General features: G+C 62.6%; 18 protein-coding genes. 5 read left to right on the top strand and 13 right to left on the bottom strand.

The genetic code is table 11. The features are described from left to right. Positions 1–292: 292 nt before the first annotated feature. Together IFU00_06270 and IFU00_06265 are read left to right on the top strand one after the other, a co-directional pair. On the top strand, positions 293–460 hold the full coding sequence (locus IFU00_06270) for an IS1 family transposase (GenBank protein MBD8541892.1): 168 nt from the start codon (positions 293–295) through the stop codon (positions 458–460). Continuing rightward, entirely contained in the window at positions 461–643 is a 183-nt protein-coding gene (locus IFU00_06265; protein ID MBD8541891.1) for a hypothetical protein, read from the top strand. 76 nt (positions 644–719) lie between these two features. Here IFU00_06265 and IFU00_06260 read toward each other — a convergent pair whose 3' ends face one another. The 4 genes from IFU00_06260 to IFU00_06245 all read right to left on the bottom strand — a co-directional run bounded on the left by IFU00_06260 (position 720) and on the right by IFU00_06245 (position 4227). Further along, positions 720–920 carry a hypothetical protein gene (locus tag IFU00_06260; protein ID MBD8541890.1) on the bottom strand — a complete coding sequence of 67 codons (201 nt, stop codon included), beginning with the start codon at positions 918–920 and terminating at the stop codon, positions 720–722. A 68-nt stretch (positions 921–988) separates the two neighbouring features. Then, positions 989–1987 carry an EthD domain-containing protein gene (locus IFU00_06255; GenBank protein ID MBD8541889.1) on the bottom strand — a complete coding sequence of 333 codons (999 nt, stop codon included), beginning with the start codon at positions 1985–1987 and terminating at the stop codon, positions 989–991. Positions 1988–2032: 45 nt separating this feature from the next. After that, the gene (locus IFU00_06250) at positions 2033–3013 is read right to left on the bottom strand and encodes an LLM class oxidoreductase (GenBank protein ID MBD8541888.1); all 981 of its coding nucleotides are present in this window, start codon (positions 3011–3013) and stop codon (positions 2033–2035) included. 5 nt (positions 3014–3018) lie between these two features. Beyond that, entirely contained in the window at positions 3019–4227 is a 1209-nt protein-coding gene (locus IFU00_06245) for an MFS transporter (protein ID MBD8541887.1), read from the bottom strand. Positions 4228–4335: 108 nt separating this feature from the next. Between IFU00_06245 and IFU00_06240 the strand changes: the two genes are divergently transcribed. Next, entirely contained in the window at positions 4336–5298 is a 963-nt protein-coding gene (locus IFU00_06240; GenBank protein ID MBD8541886.1) for a LysR family transcriptional regulator, read from the top strand. On the opposite strand, the gene IFU00_06235 is transcribed toward IFU00_06240, so the two are convergent. Further along, complete coding sequence (locus tag IFU00_06235; GenBank protein MBD8541885.1) at positions 5269–6129, bottom strand: AraC family transcriptional regulator; 861 nt, start codon at positions 6127–6129, stop codon at positions 5269–5271. The genes IFU00_06240 and IFU00_06235 overlap by 30 nt on opposite strands. Positions 6130–6189: 60 nt before the next feature. On the opposite strand from IFU00_06235, the gene IFU00_06230 reads away from it, so the two are divergent. After that, positions 6190–6546, top strand: a complete 357-nt coding sequence (locus IFU00_06230) for a cupin domain-containing protein (protein ID MBD8541884.1) — start codon at positions 6190–6192, stop codon at positions 6544–6546. Positions 6547–6659: 113 nt separating this feature from the next. After that, positions 6660–7136: a hypothetical protein gene (locus IFU00_06225; protein ID MBD8541883.1), complete on the top strand. Its 477-nt coding sequence runs from the start codon at positions 6660–6662 to the stop codon at positions 7134–7136. 16 nt (positions 7137–7152) lie between these two features. Here IFU00_06225 and IFU00_06220 read toward each other — a convergent pair whose 3' ends face one another. The 8 genes from IFU00_06220 to IFU00_06185 all read right to left on the bottom strand — a co-directional run bounded on the left by IFU00_06220 (position 7153) and on the right by IFU00_06185 (position 13232). Continuing rightward, positions 7153–7512 carry a translation initiation factor Sui1 gene (locus tag IFU00_06220; protein ID MBD8541882.1) on the bottom strand — a complete coding sequence of 120 codons (360 nt, stop codon included), beginning with the start codon at positions 7510–7512 and terminating at the stop codon, positions 7153–7155. A 5-nt stretch (positions 7513–7517) separates the two neighbouring features. Then, entirely contained in the window at positions 7518–7745 is a 228-nt protein-coding gene (locus tag IFU00_06215) for a hypothetical protein (protein ID MBD8541881.1), read from the bottom strand. A gap of 129 nt (positions 7746–7874) precedes the next feature. Further along, entirely contained in the window at positions 7875–8228 is a 354-nt protein-coding gene (locus tag IFU00_06210) for a hypothetical protein (GenBank protein ID MBD8541880.1), read from the bottom strand. A 362-nt stretch (positions 8229–8590) separates the two neighbouring features. Beyond that, a complete protein-coding gene (locus IFU00_06205) occupies positions 8591–8842 on the bottom strand; it encodes a hypothetical protein (GenBank protein MBD8541879.1) in 252 nt (83 codons plus the stop codon). A 169-nt stretch (positions 8843–9011) separates the two neighbouring features. Beyond that, positions 9012–10169, bottom strand: coding sequence for a branched-chain amino acid ABC transporter substrate-binding protein (locus IFU00_06200; GenBank protein ID MBD8541878.1), 1158 nt, complete (start codon positions 10167–10169; stop codon positions 9012–9014). A 22-nt stretch (positions 10170–10191) separates the two neighbouring features. Next, positions 10192–11541 (bottom strand): amidohydrolase, encoded by a 1350-nt coding sequence (locus IFU00_06195; GenBank protein ID MBD8541877.1) that lies wholly within the window; start codon positions 11539–11541, stop codon positions 10192–10194. 91 nt (positions 11542–11632) lie between these two features. After that, complete coding sequence (locus IFU00_06190; GenBank protein ID MBD8541876.1) at positions 11633–11893, bottom strand: hypothetical protein; 261 nt, start codon at positions 11891–11893, stop codon at positions 11633–11635. A 97-nt stretch (positions 11894–11990) separates the two neighbouring features. Continuing rightward, positions 11991–13232 (bottom strand): Gfo/Idh/MocA family oxidoreductase, encoded by a 1242-nt coding sequence (locus IFU00_06185; GenBank protein ID MBD8541875.1) that lies wholly within the window; start codon positions 13230–13232, stop codon positions 11991–11993. Positions 13233–13336 lie beyond the last annotated feature (104 nt).

Below are 13336 nucleotides of genomic sequence, written 5' to 3'. Positions count from 1 at the left end.
TAGAGGCGAGCTTTGAACTGATGAGCAGCCCGGTGATCCAACCCCTGCCCCCAAGCCAGGAGTCGATCATGAAAGCGCCACGTTTCAAGAGCTGGTTCGCCAGGCTGCCATCGCTGAATCAGCCGCAGCGCCGGCGAGTGCTCGACGCCTTGCATCCTGTGGCCGGCCTCGCCCAGGTGGTGGCGCTGATCGCCCAGGCCAGAGCGCCTGGCCGTTGCTGTCCCCGCTGCGGCAATGGGCGCTGCCACGGGCACGGCTCAGGCTCAAGGCGAAATGGCTTGCGGACTCCCAGGTGCTGCTCGACTCACTGTCGGTGCGCAAGGGTGCAGACCGGGTTGGCGTGTACCGCAATACCGCCTTCCGGTGGCGCCACCGCTTCCTCGATTGGGTCAAGTTCGACCGGCCCGCATCCCTGAATGGCATCGTCGAGGCTGACGAGACGTCCACGTACAGAACGTGAATGCCTATCACCAGCGCTTCAAGGACTGGCTATTGGGCGGCACTGTCGTTCCTGACTGCAGATACCTTGTTCCTCAGTTCCACCAATGACATCGCCGTTGTCGAACAGTCCGGCGTCAGCAATATTATGGGACCGGACGTGCCCGTCGATGTGCGTCGCCGCCGCACGGGCGCCCGCGTCTGAACAGCCACGGGCACAAGCAAACAGGCCTGCACCGCGGTGACGCGGTGCAGGCCTGTTTTCAATGACACTACTGTTGTTACGCCAGTGCTTCCTTGGCCGCCTCTTCAGGCGTGAGCGAATCGTAGAACTGGTCGGTGAACCATTCGATTTCTTCCTCGATATGGTCTTGCGCCTGCCGTACGGTCGCGCCGCCCGCGACTAAAAACCCCTCGACCTCGATACACCAGTTGACGAACGCCAGCGTTTCTTCATCGAGTTCTTCTTCCTTCTTGGCCATGGCAAATCCCCGTATCACGTTACCGCCGGTCGGCGCGACCGGCGTTGGCGTGATTCTACCGTAGCCGGTCAGCGCTCGGTGGCCACTTCCGGCATGAGCCGGTTCATGACGCTGTAGTTAATCGCCGTCCACCACTCCGAGCCTTCGCCGGTCAGCGCCGCTTCGGATTGCGCGATCGCCTCATGATCGTTGCTGACCAGGTAATCCTCGACATCGTTCAGTGACGCAAATGACAGGATCGAGACGGCATCGATCTTGCTGCCCTCCGGGTCTTTCTGGGTCGAGCCGATATTGAGCAGCACCGCGTAGCGCTTCACGAACTCGGTCGTTGCCGACTGGCCCATGACCAGCGGCGCGTGCTCGTCCAGCAGGCGCCGCTGGAATTCTTCGCGCGACAGGTCCGGGTTGCGCATGTGGATCTTGACCAGGCTGACCGGATCGCGGTGACGCGCGCTCGGGATCAGGATGTATTCGCGCGTGATTTCACGCGTGACCATGCGGAACGCCACCTGCTCATCGGCGATGATCCGCTCGGCAAATTTCTCCTGACCCAGCACGCGCTCGATATCGTCCTGCTCGGCATACGTGATGTAGGCCAGGCCATCCCAGCGCGGACGCCCGTACGGCGGCACGCACTTTTCTGGCTCGGCCGGCAGCTTGCCGTCCTCGCCGATCATCGCGCGGTACGGTGGCGGGAAGAACGACGACGGGCCCGATGCGATACGGTGCACCTGGTCGTAGCGCAGCACGCGTTCGGACGAACTGCCCGGCTCGTCCCACGCGAATTTCGGGCCGTGCACCTTGCGCCAGTATTCGTCCCAGTGCTCGAACGCCAGGTTTTCATTGCCTTCCAGCGCCAGCGCGCCGGGACGCCAGTTCGGCAGATGCACCTCATTGCCGTGCTTGCTTTTGGCCGACCCCGCATCTTGCGGACGCTCGCTGCGCGGCGTGCTGTCGACACGGCTGACGAAGGTCGCCGTGACGATCAGTGGATGCGTAATCGGATCGCGGGTCTGGCCCATCGGTGGGCGCTGCAGGTTGTCGCTACGGTCGAAATCAATGGTCATGACATTCCTTTTTCTTGATCGTGCATTAAAAGACAATGATAAAAATTAGTCCGCCTTAAACAGCGGCAGCACATGCTCCGCGAGTTCGGCCAGCGCATCCTGCGCCGGCCGGCGCAGCGGCTTCAGGTTCAGCGCCACGTGGCTCACGCCTTGTTCCTGCTGATGGTAAAACAGCTCGACCAATGCATGGCGGCCGCTACGAATGCCATTGAGCACGAAGCGCATCGGCTCATGCGGGTCTTCGGCCAGGTCGAACATCGTGCCGTAACCGTACGGGCGCACCCACTGCCCCGGCTCGTGGCTGGCGCGCCATGCCTCGATCAGTTGCGGCAGGCGGGTAAAGTCGCTCAGGTGCCAGATCCAGCCGTCGCTGTGACGGGCGATCCACGCCATGTCCTGGCGCGCCCGGCCGACGACGATCATCGGCAGGCGCGGCGCCGCCGGCTTGGGCACCAGATCGATGCTCCCGTCGAGGTTGCCGTAGTGCGCCGTGCGCGCATGCGGAAAGTCCTGTTCGGTGACGGTCTTGATCAGGCCGAACGCTTCGCGAAAACGCTCGCCGCGGTTCTCGAAATCCTGGCCAAACGCCGGATACTCGACGGGCCGGTCGCCGGTCGACAGGCCCAGCACCAGGCGCCCACCCAGCAACTGGTCGACCGACACGGCCTGCTTGGCCACGATCAACGGCTCGCGCAGCGTCGCCACGATGCCGGCGGTGCCCAGCGCGATGCGGCTCGTGTGCGCTGCCAGAAAGCTCATGTACACCATCGGATCGAGCACCTGGCCGGTGTCGCCGAAATTGGGATCGTAAAACGGCACGTCGCGCAGCCACAGGGTCGAGAAACCGGCCTCGTCGGCCATGCGCTCCATCGCCTGGTGATGGGCCAGCGTCGGAAACGGCGAATCCGGATAGCCTTCGAGCGGCATGATGAAGCCGAAGGTCAGCTTGCCCGGCTTGAAGATACGCTGGTAGCCGGCGTGGTTTGCCAGTTCGGCCGGCAACGGGCCAATGGGTGCAATCGTCATGATCGTTACGCCTTGACTGCAGGGGTCATACGCGCGACCAGGCCAGTCGCCAGTGCCGCCAGTACGGCGATGCCCGCAGCCACATAACCGACATTGCCAGCGCCCCAGTTGGCCACTGCAAGGCCACCGATCACGGCGCCCAACGCGATGCCACCGTTGGCTGCCGACACATTGATGGTGCCGGCCAGCGCCTGGGCGCCGGTTGCCGCCTTCATCACGCGGATCTGGCAAATTGGATACAGCGCCGTATTGGCAATGCCCCACACGCCCAGCGCGATGGCGAACCCAATGCTCAGACCGGCGAACAGCATCGACGCGGCCATGCCGGCTGCCAGCACGAGGCTGAAGATGGCGGTGGTGGCCAATGGTTTCTGGTCAACCCAGAGACCACCCAGCCAGTTACCGATTAGGCCAACCGCGCCAAAGCCCATCAGCCACCAGCCCACCTGCGCCGGCGCCACGCCAGCCGATTTCTCCAGCATCTCGGCCAGGTAGGTGTAGCCGGTGAACATGGCAGTGAACACCAGGATCGACAACGCCACGTTGGCCATGAAGAACGGACTTTTCAGAATCTTGGCCTGTTCACGCATGGCAACCGGCTGCGATGCACGCACCGTCGGCATGCTGAAGAACATCAGCACGGCCACCAGCAGCGACAGCGCGGCCAGCAGGCCGAACGCGCCGCGCCAGCCGATCGCGTCTGCCGCCAGCGTGCCGAGCGGAATACCAAACAGCATCGCGGCCGAGATGCCGAGATACACGGTCGAGACGGCGCGACCGGCTTTTTCCGGGCCAGCGATCTGGGCTGCGGTGTCGCTCGCGGTACCCCAGAACACGGGCAGCGCCAGCGCCGGCAGCAGTCGCGCCAGTGCCAGCACCCAGATGTTTTGCGCGACGGCCGCCAGCGCATTGGTTGCCGCGAACAGCACCAGCACGGCGATGAACAACTTCTTGCGGTCGACGTTGGCCAGCCACGCCGTCAGGAACGGGCCGCATACCATGACGACCACGGCAAACAGCGTGACCAGCTGGCCGGCCGTGGCCACCGTGATGGACAGGTCACGTGCCAGTGCCGGCAGCAGGCCCACGATCAGGAACTCGGTGGTCACGATCACGAACGCGGCGATGGCAAGAATCGTGATCGATAGCGCGCCGCCGGTGGCCTCGGGCTTGTCGGCCATCGCGTCGACGGTCGTAGTAGATGAATTGGGCATTGCAAAAAACTCCTGTGGATAGTTGTCTAACATGATATAAAAGATAAAAATTCTCGTGTTGGATAAGAATTCCCGCATCATGTGGAATAAAATTCCAGGAGCAAGTCAATGACACCCGCAGAACGCCTGAAAGGCCTTGAAACCTTCGTTGCCGTCGCCGACGCCGGCAGTTTTACGGCGGCCGCTGACCGGCTCAACCTGACCAATTCCGCCGTCGGCAAGGCCATCGCCCGGCTGGAAGGGCGATTGAAACGGCCACTGTTCGACCGCACCACGCGCAAGCTCGAGATGACGGACGCCGGCAACGTCTTCTACAAGGTCTGCGTGCGGGTGCTGGACGAACTCGAAGCGGCCGAGCGCCTGCTGGCGCACGACCATATCGCCCCGTCGGGCCGATTGCGCGTGGACATGCCGGCCACCTTCGGCCGCATGCACGCCGTGCGGTCATTGCTGGCGTTTGCCGAGCAATATCCGCAGGTGCAGCCCCATGCGTCGTTCACCGACCGCTTTGTCGATCCGGTCGAGGATGGCCTGGACGTGGTGGTGCGCATCGGCGGCTCGGACACCTGGCCGGCAGCGCTGTGCTACCAGCACCTGGGTGACGAAGAGCTCGTCTTCTGTGCGTCGCCCTCCTATGTGGCGCGCCACGGTGCACCGGCGACGCTGGACGCGTTACTGGGCCACGACGCCATTCTGTACGGTCGCGCGGACGGCAGCACGAGTCCATGGCTGATCAAGGATGGCGAGCTGCCACTGGCGCGCCAGCACGTGAAGAGCCGCATCGTGCTGGGGCAGGCCGAGGCGCAGGTCACTGCGGTGGAAATGGGATTGGGAATCGCGCAACTGGCGACCTGGCTCGTCGAGCAGCAACTGCGCGACGGCAGCCTGGTGAAAATCCTGCCCGAGCTGGCGACGTCCGGCCTGCCGCTGTATCTGGTATGGCAGCGCAGCCGCCAGCACGCGCCCAAGGTGACGGCGCTGATCGCGCACTTTGCGCAGACGCTGACGATCCGGCCTGCAGCGGCCGACGCGCCGGGCGCGCTAGCGCTGCAGCCTGTCGCGCCAGCCTGACGGGGTCACACCGACACAGCCCTTGAAGCGCCGGGTCAGGTGACTCTGGTCGGCAAAGCCGCATTCGATCGCCACCGCCGCGAGTGGCATCCCGCCCCGGATCAGCGTGCAGGCATGGGCGACGCGCACCGAATTGAGGTACACGTGCGGCGGTGTGTGATACGCCGCGCTGAACGCGCGCGTGAGATGCGTGCGCGACATCCCGGCCACGGCGGCCAGGTCGGCCACCGTCATATCGCGCTGGAAGTACGTGCGGATATAGTCCCTGACCTGCACCATGCGCGCATCGTCGACATAGGTACCCGCCCGTTCGAGGTGCGCCCCGGGCCGCTCGCCATGGCGCGCCAGCATCGTTCCGAGAAACGCACGCAGCATCGTTTCCGCGCGCAACGACTCGGCTGGCGTTGCCAGCAAACTGCTGGACAGCCGCGCAAACGTCGCCGCCATCCGGTGGTCAGTCACGCATGGCCGGGCGAAATACCGGCCATCGGCGCGCTCGCCCTCGGGCGCGATGCAGCTTGCCACGAACGCATCCGGTACATACCAGATCGCATAGCGGAAACCGTCGGCCGTGCCGGCGCTGCCGTCATGGTCCTCATCCGGATTGAACAGGACCAGGTCGCCTACCTGGCTGTCGTACTGCGCGCCCTTGCAGCGAAACCGCTGCACGCCGGCGGTGGTCACGCCGATCGCGAAACCATCGTGGCTGTGGCGCTCGAACGCGTGATCGGTGAAGCTTGCCCGCATCAGCGTGACGCCGCCGGTCAACGCCGAAAAGGTGGCGTCGTTGACTGGACGTGCGGGTGCGGGGTGCATGCAACAATTGTACAAGACCCCTGGCCACCCAAAGGCGCACCATGACGTTTTCACTTTTTCACTCAAGGAGAACCCATGAACGCTGCAATCGACCTGGCTGGCAAACTGGCCACATTCAACGAAGCCTGGCAACCGCGCACGGTCAGCCTGTTCAACGGCCACGACGTCATGGTTGCCAAATTGCGTGGCGAATACCACTGGCATGTGCACGACGATTCGGACGATTTTTTCCTGGTGCTGGCCGGCAGTCTCGAGATCGACCTTGACGACGGCACGACCGTGACGCTGGGACAGGGTCAGCTCTATGTCGTGCCGCAAGGCGTGCGGCACCGGCCCCGCGCGCCCCACGAAGCGCAGATCATGCTGATCGAGCGCACTGGTACACCCAACAGCGGCGACCTGGCCACGGCAGCCCCGCGCCGGGTCTTCTAGCGTCCTTACAGAACAGGCTGATTTTCGATTTTGTGTTAAAAATAAGGCAACTGAATCAATCTTGTATTCAGTTGAACAACGTATCGAACAACACTATTTCCTTAGGACTTACGATGAAATCTACCAGCCTGCTCTCTTCCGCCCTGATTGGCGCTGTCGCCAGCGCCCGCTCGATGACGCCGATGGCCACGCTTGCCGCCGCACGCCTTGCCGGCCGTCACACATCTGGCAACCTCATGCTACTGGACCGCCCCCTGTTCAAGTACGGCGCACTGGCCATGGGCGCCGGTGAACTGTACGGCGACAAGATGAAGTCGGCGCCGGACCGCACCGTGTTCCTGGGCCTGCTGGCGCGCATCGCCAGCGCGGGCATTGCCGGTGCGGCGCTGGCGCCAGAGGGTCGTGAAAAGGCAGGCGCCGCAGTCGCCGTCGCGACCGCCGTGCCGTTGGCGTATGCGACGCTGGCCGCCCGCAAACAGGCGATGGCCAAGATGGGCCAGACCCGCAGCGGCCTGATCGAAGATGCGCTGATCGTCACGGCAGGCATTGCCGTGGTGGCGCTGGCAACGCGCGCTGCACGCGACTACTGATGTACCTGGGCCGGCGTCAGCCGCCGGCCCGCTTCGCCCGGTGCCCGAGTTTGGCCAGTGCCTGCAGAACGGTGTCGCAATGATCGCCCTGCACTTCGATCACACCGTCCTTGACGGTCCCGCCGGCGCCGCAGGCCGTGCGCAATTGCTTGCCGAGCACGGCCAGGGCCATCGGATCGAGCGCCACGCCCTTGACGAGCGTGACGCTTTTGCCGCCCCGCCCCTTGCTCTGCAACGACACCCGCACATTCCCATCGCCGACCGGCGCAGCACTGGCGCCCGCCTTGCACGTGCACTGCGCCGCAGGCTGGCGACAGGTGGGGCACATGCGGCCCGTTTCCGTGGAATAGACGAGACCGCTGTTCGAACTACGCATGACGATCAGTCCAGCCGCTTGAGGCGCTGCCCCATGATGCCCCAACGGCAGTCCACGCCGTCGACCCGGCCGACCAGCGCCCAGCCGGTGCCGATTTTTTCGACGGTGACGCGGCTCTCGATTTCCTTCGCAAGCTTCTCGGCCCAGCCAGTGGCGGCGCCCTGCCCCTTGAAGAGTTCCTTGCCGTCGTAGATCACGGTTGCATCGAAGACGGACATGGCGAATATGGTCATTGCTTCCTCTGGACTTCTGAACGAAAGCAGCATCCTACCACCGGTCACCGTCGCGTAACCTCGCCATGCATGACGCATCGCAGGCACGCTGCCTGAACGTCGATGGATCCTCGTCGCATGGCAATCGACTTATTCGGCGGCATCGATCAATTTGAGGAGATCCGCCTTGCCGGTGTCTGACCAGCCGGTGCGCCGGTCGACGAGCTTGCCGTTCCTGAGCAGATGAAAGGACGGTATGCCTGTCACGTCGATGCTCTCCCATTGCGCGGCACTATACGGCGCGTGGATTGCCATCGACGGATTGACGCCGTTCCACTCGCTGATCAGATGCGTGTCGATGGGTGCGTTGGGGGCAATGACCAACACGAGATGTACCTGTTGCAAACGCCGCTGGAGTTCGGGGTCAGCCTGTAGCATGTCGTCGACTGTTGACGATACCGGGTTGTCGTTAGCGGCCAGGCTGGCGGCGTCGAACAGGGCCACGAGATTGCCTGACGGCTCGTTGCTCAACGTTGCCGGGTTCAGACGGTTTCCGAATAGCTGCCGGTAGCGCAGCCGGCCAGTTGGCAACACAGGCAGAAAAGCAGGTGATGCGCTGGGAAATTCACTGACACTGCGTCTGTTGGCTTACTTTTTTCTGTTTTTGCCAGGCCATATAGCCAAGCATATTCCACAGAAAATCCCCACGAATGCAGCACGGCCCCAATCGAGTTCGTCTGTACTGCTCAGGAAACCGGTGTAAAGAAGTGTGCCAACGGCAACTCCTGACGCATTAAAGAAAAAGTTTTTCATCGTTTGCAAAAGTCATCTTGACGTGAAGTCAGTAATCTACCGAGAGCAGATATTCAAGAACTTTTTCGATTCCCAAGTAATAAAAAGGTGACCGATGCAAAACCGCAAAGTATTCCTATACCAATACCTCGCACCAAAAAATTGGCAGATATCGGTCCAACGACATACTCGTAGATGAGAACAAGCAGGGCTACAAGCAATCCAGCAAGCACGCTCTGGACAATCAATTTTTTTGTAATATTCATGCCCTGTTTTCCATACTTAATCTGCGTTGTCTTTTTTTCAGAGATGAGCGCTAGCGTCATCCGACTTTATCCAGCATAGCAGACACACAAGTTCCATAAGTCACAGAATGTCACAATGACTATCTTTGGCGCTGGATCAAATGTCGATATATCACCAGCGAATTGCTGGTCGCGTTGGTAAATGGCCGGCCAGCCATTATCGGCATGGCCGTCGTTTGAATTCTCCGCGTTAGCGCAGCACGGCCAGCCTGACCTTCTTGCCTTTGCGGAAGGTATAAATCGTCATCGCCGCGTCGCGCAAATCGCCCTTCTGATCGAAGGCGATACTGCCAGTAACGCCCTCGTGCCTGACGGCGGCCAACGTCGGCAGGAACCTGGCTGGATCGCTCGAATTTGCGGCCTGCATCGCTTTCGCGAATACCATCACCGCATCGTAGGCATACGGCGCATACGTCTGCACCGGAAGCTTGTAGCGCTGCTGGTAACGCTGCGTGAAGGCGTTCAGGCCCGCTTCCTGCGCGGCACCAACGCCGCCTGCCACGACGCAATACACCTTGTCGTCGACCAGCGCATCGCCGGCCAGCAGCGGCATTTTTTCCGAGCAGACGCCGTCGCCCGAAATGAGCTTGGCACGCAGCCCGAGCGCCTTCATCTGCTTGAGCATTGGCCCGGCAACCGCATCCATGCCGCCATAAAAAATCACGTCCGGATCGCGCGCGCGGATCTGGGTCAGGATGGCGCTGAAATCGGTTGCCTTGTCACTGGTGAACTGGCGGCTGACGACGCTTGTGCCGGCCCCCGCCTTCTTGACGCCCTTGACGAATTCGTCCGCCAGCCCCTGGCCGAAGGCGGTGCGGTCGTCGATCACGGCAATCTTCTTGGCCTTCAGGGTGCCGAGCGTATACGTGGCCAGCGTGCGGCCGATCAGGTTGTCATTGGCGACGACACGAAACGCCGTCTTGAAACCCTGGTTGGTGTAGACGGGCGTCGTGGCCGCTGGCGAAATCTGCGGAATGCCGGCGTTGGCATAGATTTTCGAAGCCGGCACGGTCGTGCCTGAATTGAGGTGCCCCACAACGGCCGCCACTTTCGCATCGACCAGCTTTTGCGCGACCGTCGTGCCGGTGCGGGGATCGGCGCCGTCGTCCTCAGGCTGCAAGACCCATTGGACCTTGCTGCCGCCAAGCACGATCCCTTTCGCATTGAGGTCATCAATCGCCAGGCGGGCGCCGTTTTCGATGTCCTTGCCCGCATGGGCGCTGGGGCCGGACAGCGGAGATACCGTACCGATCTTGACTTGCAGAACCTTGCCTGCAGGCTGGGCCTGGGCAAGCGGTACGGTGGCAAGGACGAGCGAGGACGCAGCGGCGAGGACAAGAAAATGCATGACGGGCCTTATGATGGTGCGCCTAGCGCTGTGGTGCCATCAGGTCGAGCAGAATCGCCGTCTCGGCCTTGATGGTATTGGTCAGCGTCGGCTTCAGATCCGGCGCCCATTGTGGCGAATGAGTGCCCGGCAAGGGTTTGCCTGCTTTCTTCGCTGCCTCGAGACGACCGGCATCGACCGCGCCCACGTGCAGCAGCAACGCCTTGACGCCGGGCTGCTGGCCGTACATGGCGAAGTCTTCAGACGTCATCTTGGCCGGCATTTCTTTCACAAAATCGGGCCCGACGGCCTGCTCGACCGCCTTGACGGCGCGCGCCACCAACTGCGGATCGTTGACGACCGAATCGGTGCCCGTCTTGACTTCCACCAGCGGCTCCTTCGGCGCGCCGGCGGCAAGCGCCTCACCCTTGGCTTCACGCGCGATGCTGGCCAGCACGCGCTGGCGCACTTCGGGCCGGAAGGTACGCACCGTGAGCGCCAGCTTGACCTGATCCGGCACGATATTGGCCTGGGTGCCGCCCTGGATGCTGCCGACCGTGATCACGACCGGATCGAGCGGATTGTTTTCGCGCGAGATCAGCGTTTGCAACGCCATGACCAGGCGCGCCGCCATCACCACCGGGTCGCGCGTTTCATGCGGCACGGCGCCATGGCCGCCCTGCCCGAACATCGTGATGGTGACGGTGTCGGCCGAGGCGCGAAATGGCCCGGCGTGCCACATGACCGTGCCCGATGCCATCGACGCGTCGTCATGCATCGACAGCGCGTAATCCGGTTTCGGGAAGCGCGTAAACAAGCCGTCCTTGAGCATGGCGGCGGCGCCCGTCAACGCTTCTTCGGACGGCTGGCCGATCAGCATCAGCGTACCGCTCCAGGCCTTGCGGTTCTCTGCCATCAACTTTGCGGTGCCATACCAGGCAGCCATGTGCAGATCGTGGCCGCAGGCATGCGCCACCGGGACGGTGTCGCCGGCGGCATTTTTCGTCGTGACCTTGCTGGCAAACGGCAGGCCGGTCTTTTCCAGCACCGGCAGCGCGTCCATCTCGGTACGCAGCATCACGGTCGGCCCCGGACCATTCTTGAGGATCGCCACGACGCCGGTACCACCGACGCCGGTGGTCACCTCGAAACCGAGCGCCTTGGCCCGTTCGGCCAGCTTGGCCGCAGTCTTGTGTTCTGCAAAGCCGAGCTCGGGATTGGCGTGCAGATCACGGTAGAAGGCTTCGAGCTTGGGAAAGTCGGCGGCCAGCTGGGTGTCGAATGGCGCCGGAAGCGACGCGGCGTGCGCGCCAACCTGGGACAGGCCAGCGAGCAGGCTGGCGGCGAGGATGGTATGGCGGAAGGTACTGCGGAAGGTGCGTGAAAATGACATCGTGACTCGCTTCAAGAGTTGGGAAGAGGCAGTTCCAGATTCATTCTGACTGCGCGCTGGCGCGCACGAGGCTGGCGGCGCGCCACCGAACTCAGGCTTGTTCCTGCTGGAACTGGGTGCGCTGGGTCCCGATTTCCTGCATATAGCCTTCGAACTCGGCAGACGTCTCGATGCGTCGCACGACCTGGTCATTGCTGTCGTCAACCGTGAATACCCCGCCGCGTTCCAGTACGCCCAGAATGGCGGCCCGAACGTTTTCAAGCGACACATCACTGCCCGTGGTGGCCAATGCAGTCCACGTATCCTGGTCGATCGATACATCGTGTTCAAGAAATTGCAGGTTGAATTTCATGGTGTTTTTTATCTCGAAGGGAATGAGTTTTCAACATAACATGAACGCCGCAGCCACGATTTTCCACTGAATGCGGTGCCGCAGGCGGCAGCGGTGTTCAATCTGCGCTGTCAGGTTCCGGCCCGCGCGTCTTGCCCGCCGGCGGCTTGAGCTTGACCACCCGGCCGCTACGCGCCGATTCGTAGATCGCATCCATGATGCGCTGGTCCTGCAACCCTTCCTCGCCCGGCGTGTGCACGTCCTTGTTTTGCTGGATGCAGCTGGCGAAGTGGTCGATCATCAGCGTGAACTGGTTGGTCTTGCCGGCCGGGATCTCGGTGGTCAGGTCCTTGCCGTCGACCACGCGCGTGATCCGCAGCTTGTTACCGTGATAGGCGTAGGCAGGATCCATGTCGGCCCAAGCTTCAAACCCATTCAGGCGGAACATCTGCGACTTGTGCGCCGAATAGCTGGTGCTGCAGGTGGCCGAAAAGCCACTTGGAAAGCGCAGGACGAACTGGCACGATTCTTCGACTTCGCGAAAACGCGCATCGCCTGGCGTCGACCAGATGCTGCCGAATACCTCGGTCGGTTCTTCGCCGCTGAGAAAGCGCGCGGCATTGATGCAATAGATGCCGATGTCCGGCAGCGCGCCGCCACCCGCCAGCGCCTTCTTGAGGCGCCAGTGCTGCGGGTCGCCCATATTCTGCGAGTTGACCGAGTTGAATTCCTTCAGCGCGCCCAGCTTTTTCTCGCGAATCCTGTTCACCAGGGTGCGATCGAGCGCTTCGTACTGGCTGCGATAGGCGATCATCAACTGGCGCCCGGCCTTGCGGCACGCGTCGATCATCTGGCGGCACTCGGCGGCGCTGTTGGCCATCGGCTTTTCGCACAGCACATGCTTGCCAGCGCGCGCCGCACGCACGGTGTACTCCAGGTGCATGTTGTTGGGCAGCGCGATGTAGACGCTTTTCACGTCCGGCATCTGGGCCAGCTTGTCGTAATCCTTGTAGTCGAGCACCGCGCTTTCCGGGATGTTGTACTGGCGCGCAACCTTCAGGCCCTTTTCGCGGTCCCCCGTGACCAGCGCCACGACCTTCGCATGCTTGCTTCGCTGGAAGGCAGGCAGCATCTCGTCGATGGCGATGCGGCCCAGGCCGACCACGGCCATGCCCACCCGCTCATCCCACGAGTCACCCGGCGGCTCGGTCTTCTCGGACTTTTCGGACTTGTCGAAGATGGGCGGGAAGCTGAAACGGTTCTGTTCGCTGGCCGCGGCCTGCAGCGCTGGCGTGGACAGGGCGGCCACGGTACCGACATAGCGCAGAAAATCGCGGCGCGGCGGCTGATCGTGCTTCATGAGGATTCCTTTCGCGTAGAGGGAATGGATCCTCGCATGCGACTCGGAACAGCAGCGCTCGCTTGCCGGGCAGAAAACCGCTCACGCCTCGATGTATGCTGTCA

This window comes from Oxalobacteraceae sp. CFBP 8761 (genome assembly GCA_014841595.1).
In the GTDB taxonomy this organism is placed as follows: domain Bacteria; phylum Pseudomonadota; class Gammaproteobacteria; order Burkholderiales; family Burkholderiaceae_D; genus Telluria.
Note: the sequence above shows the minus strand (reverse complement) of the source record. Positions and strands in the feature narration are given on the sequence as shown.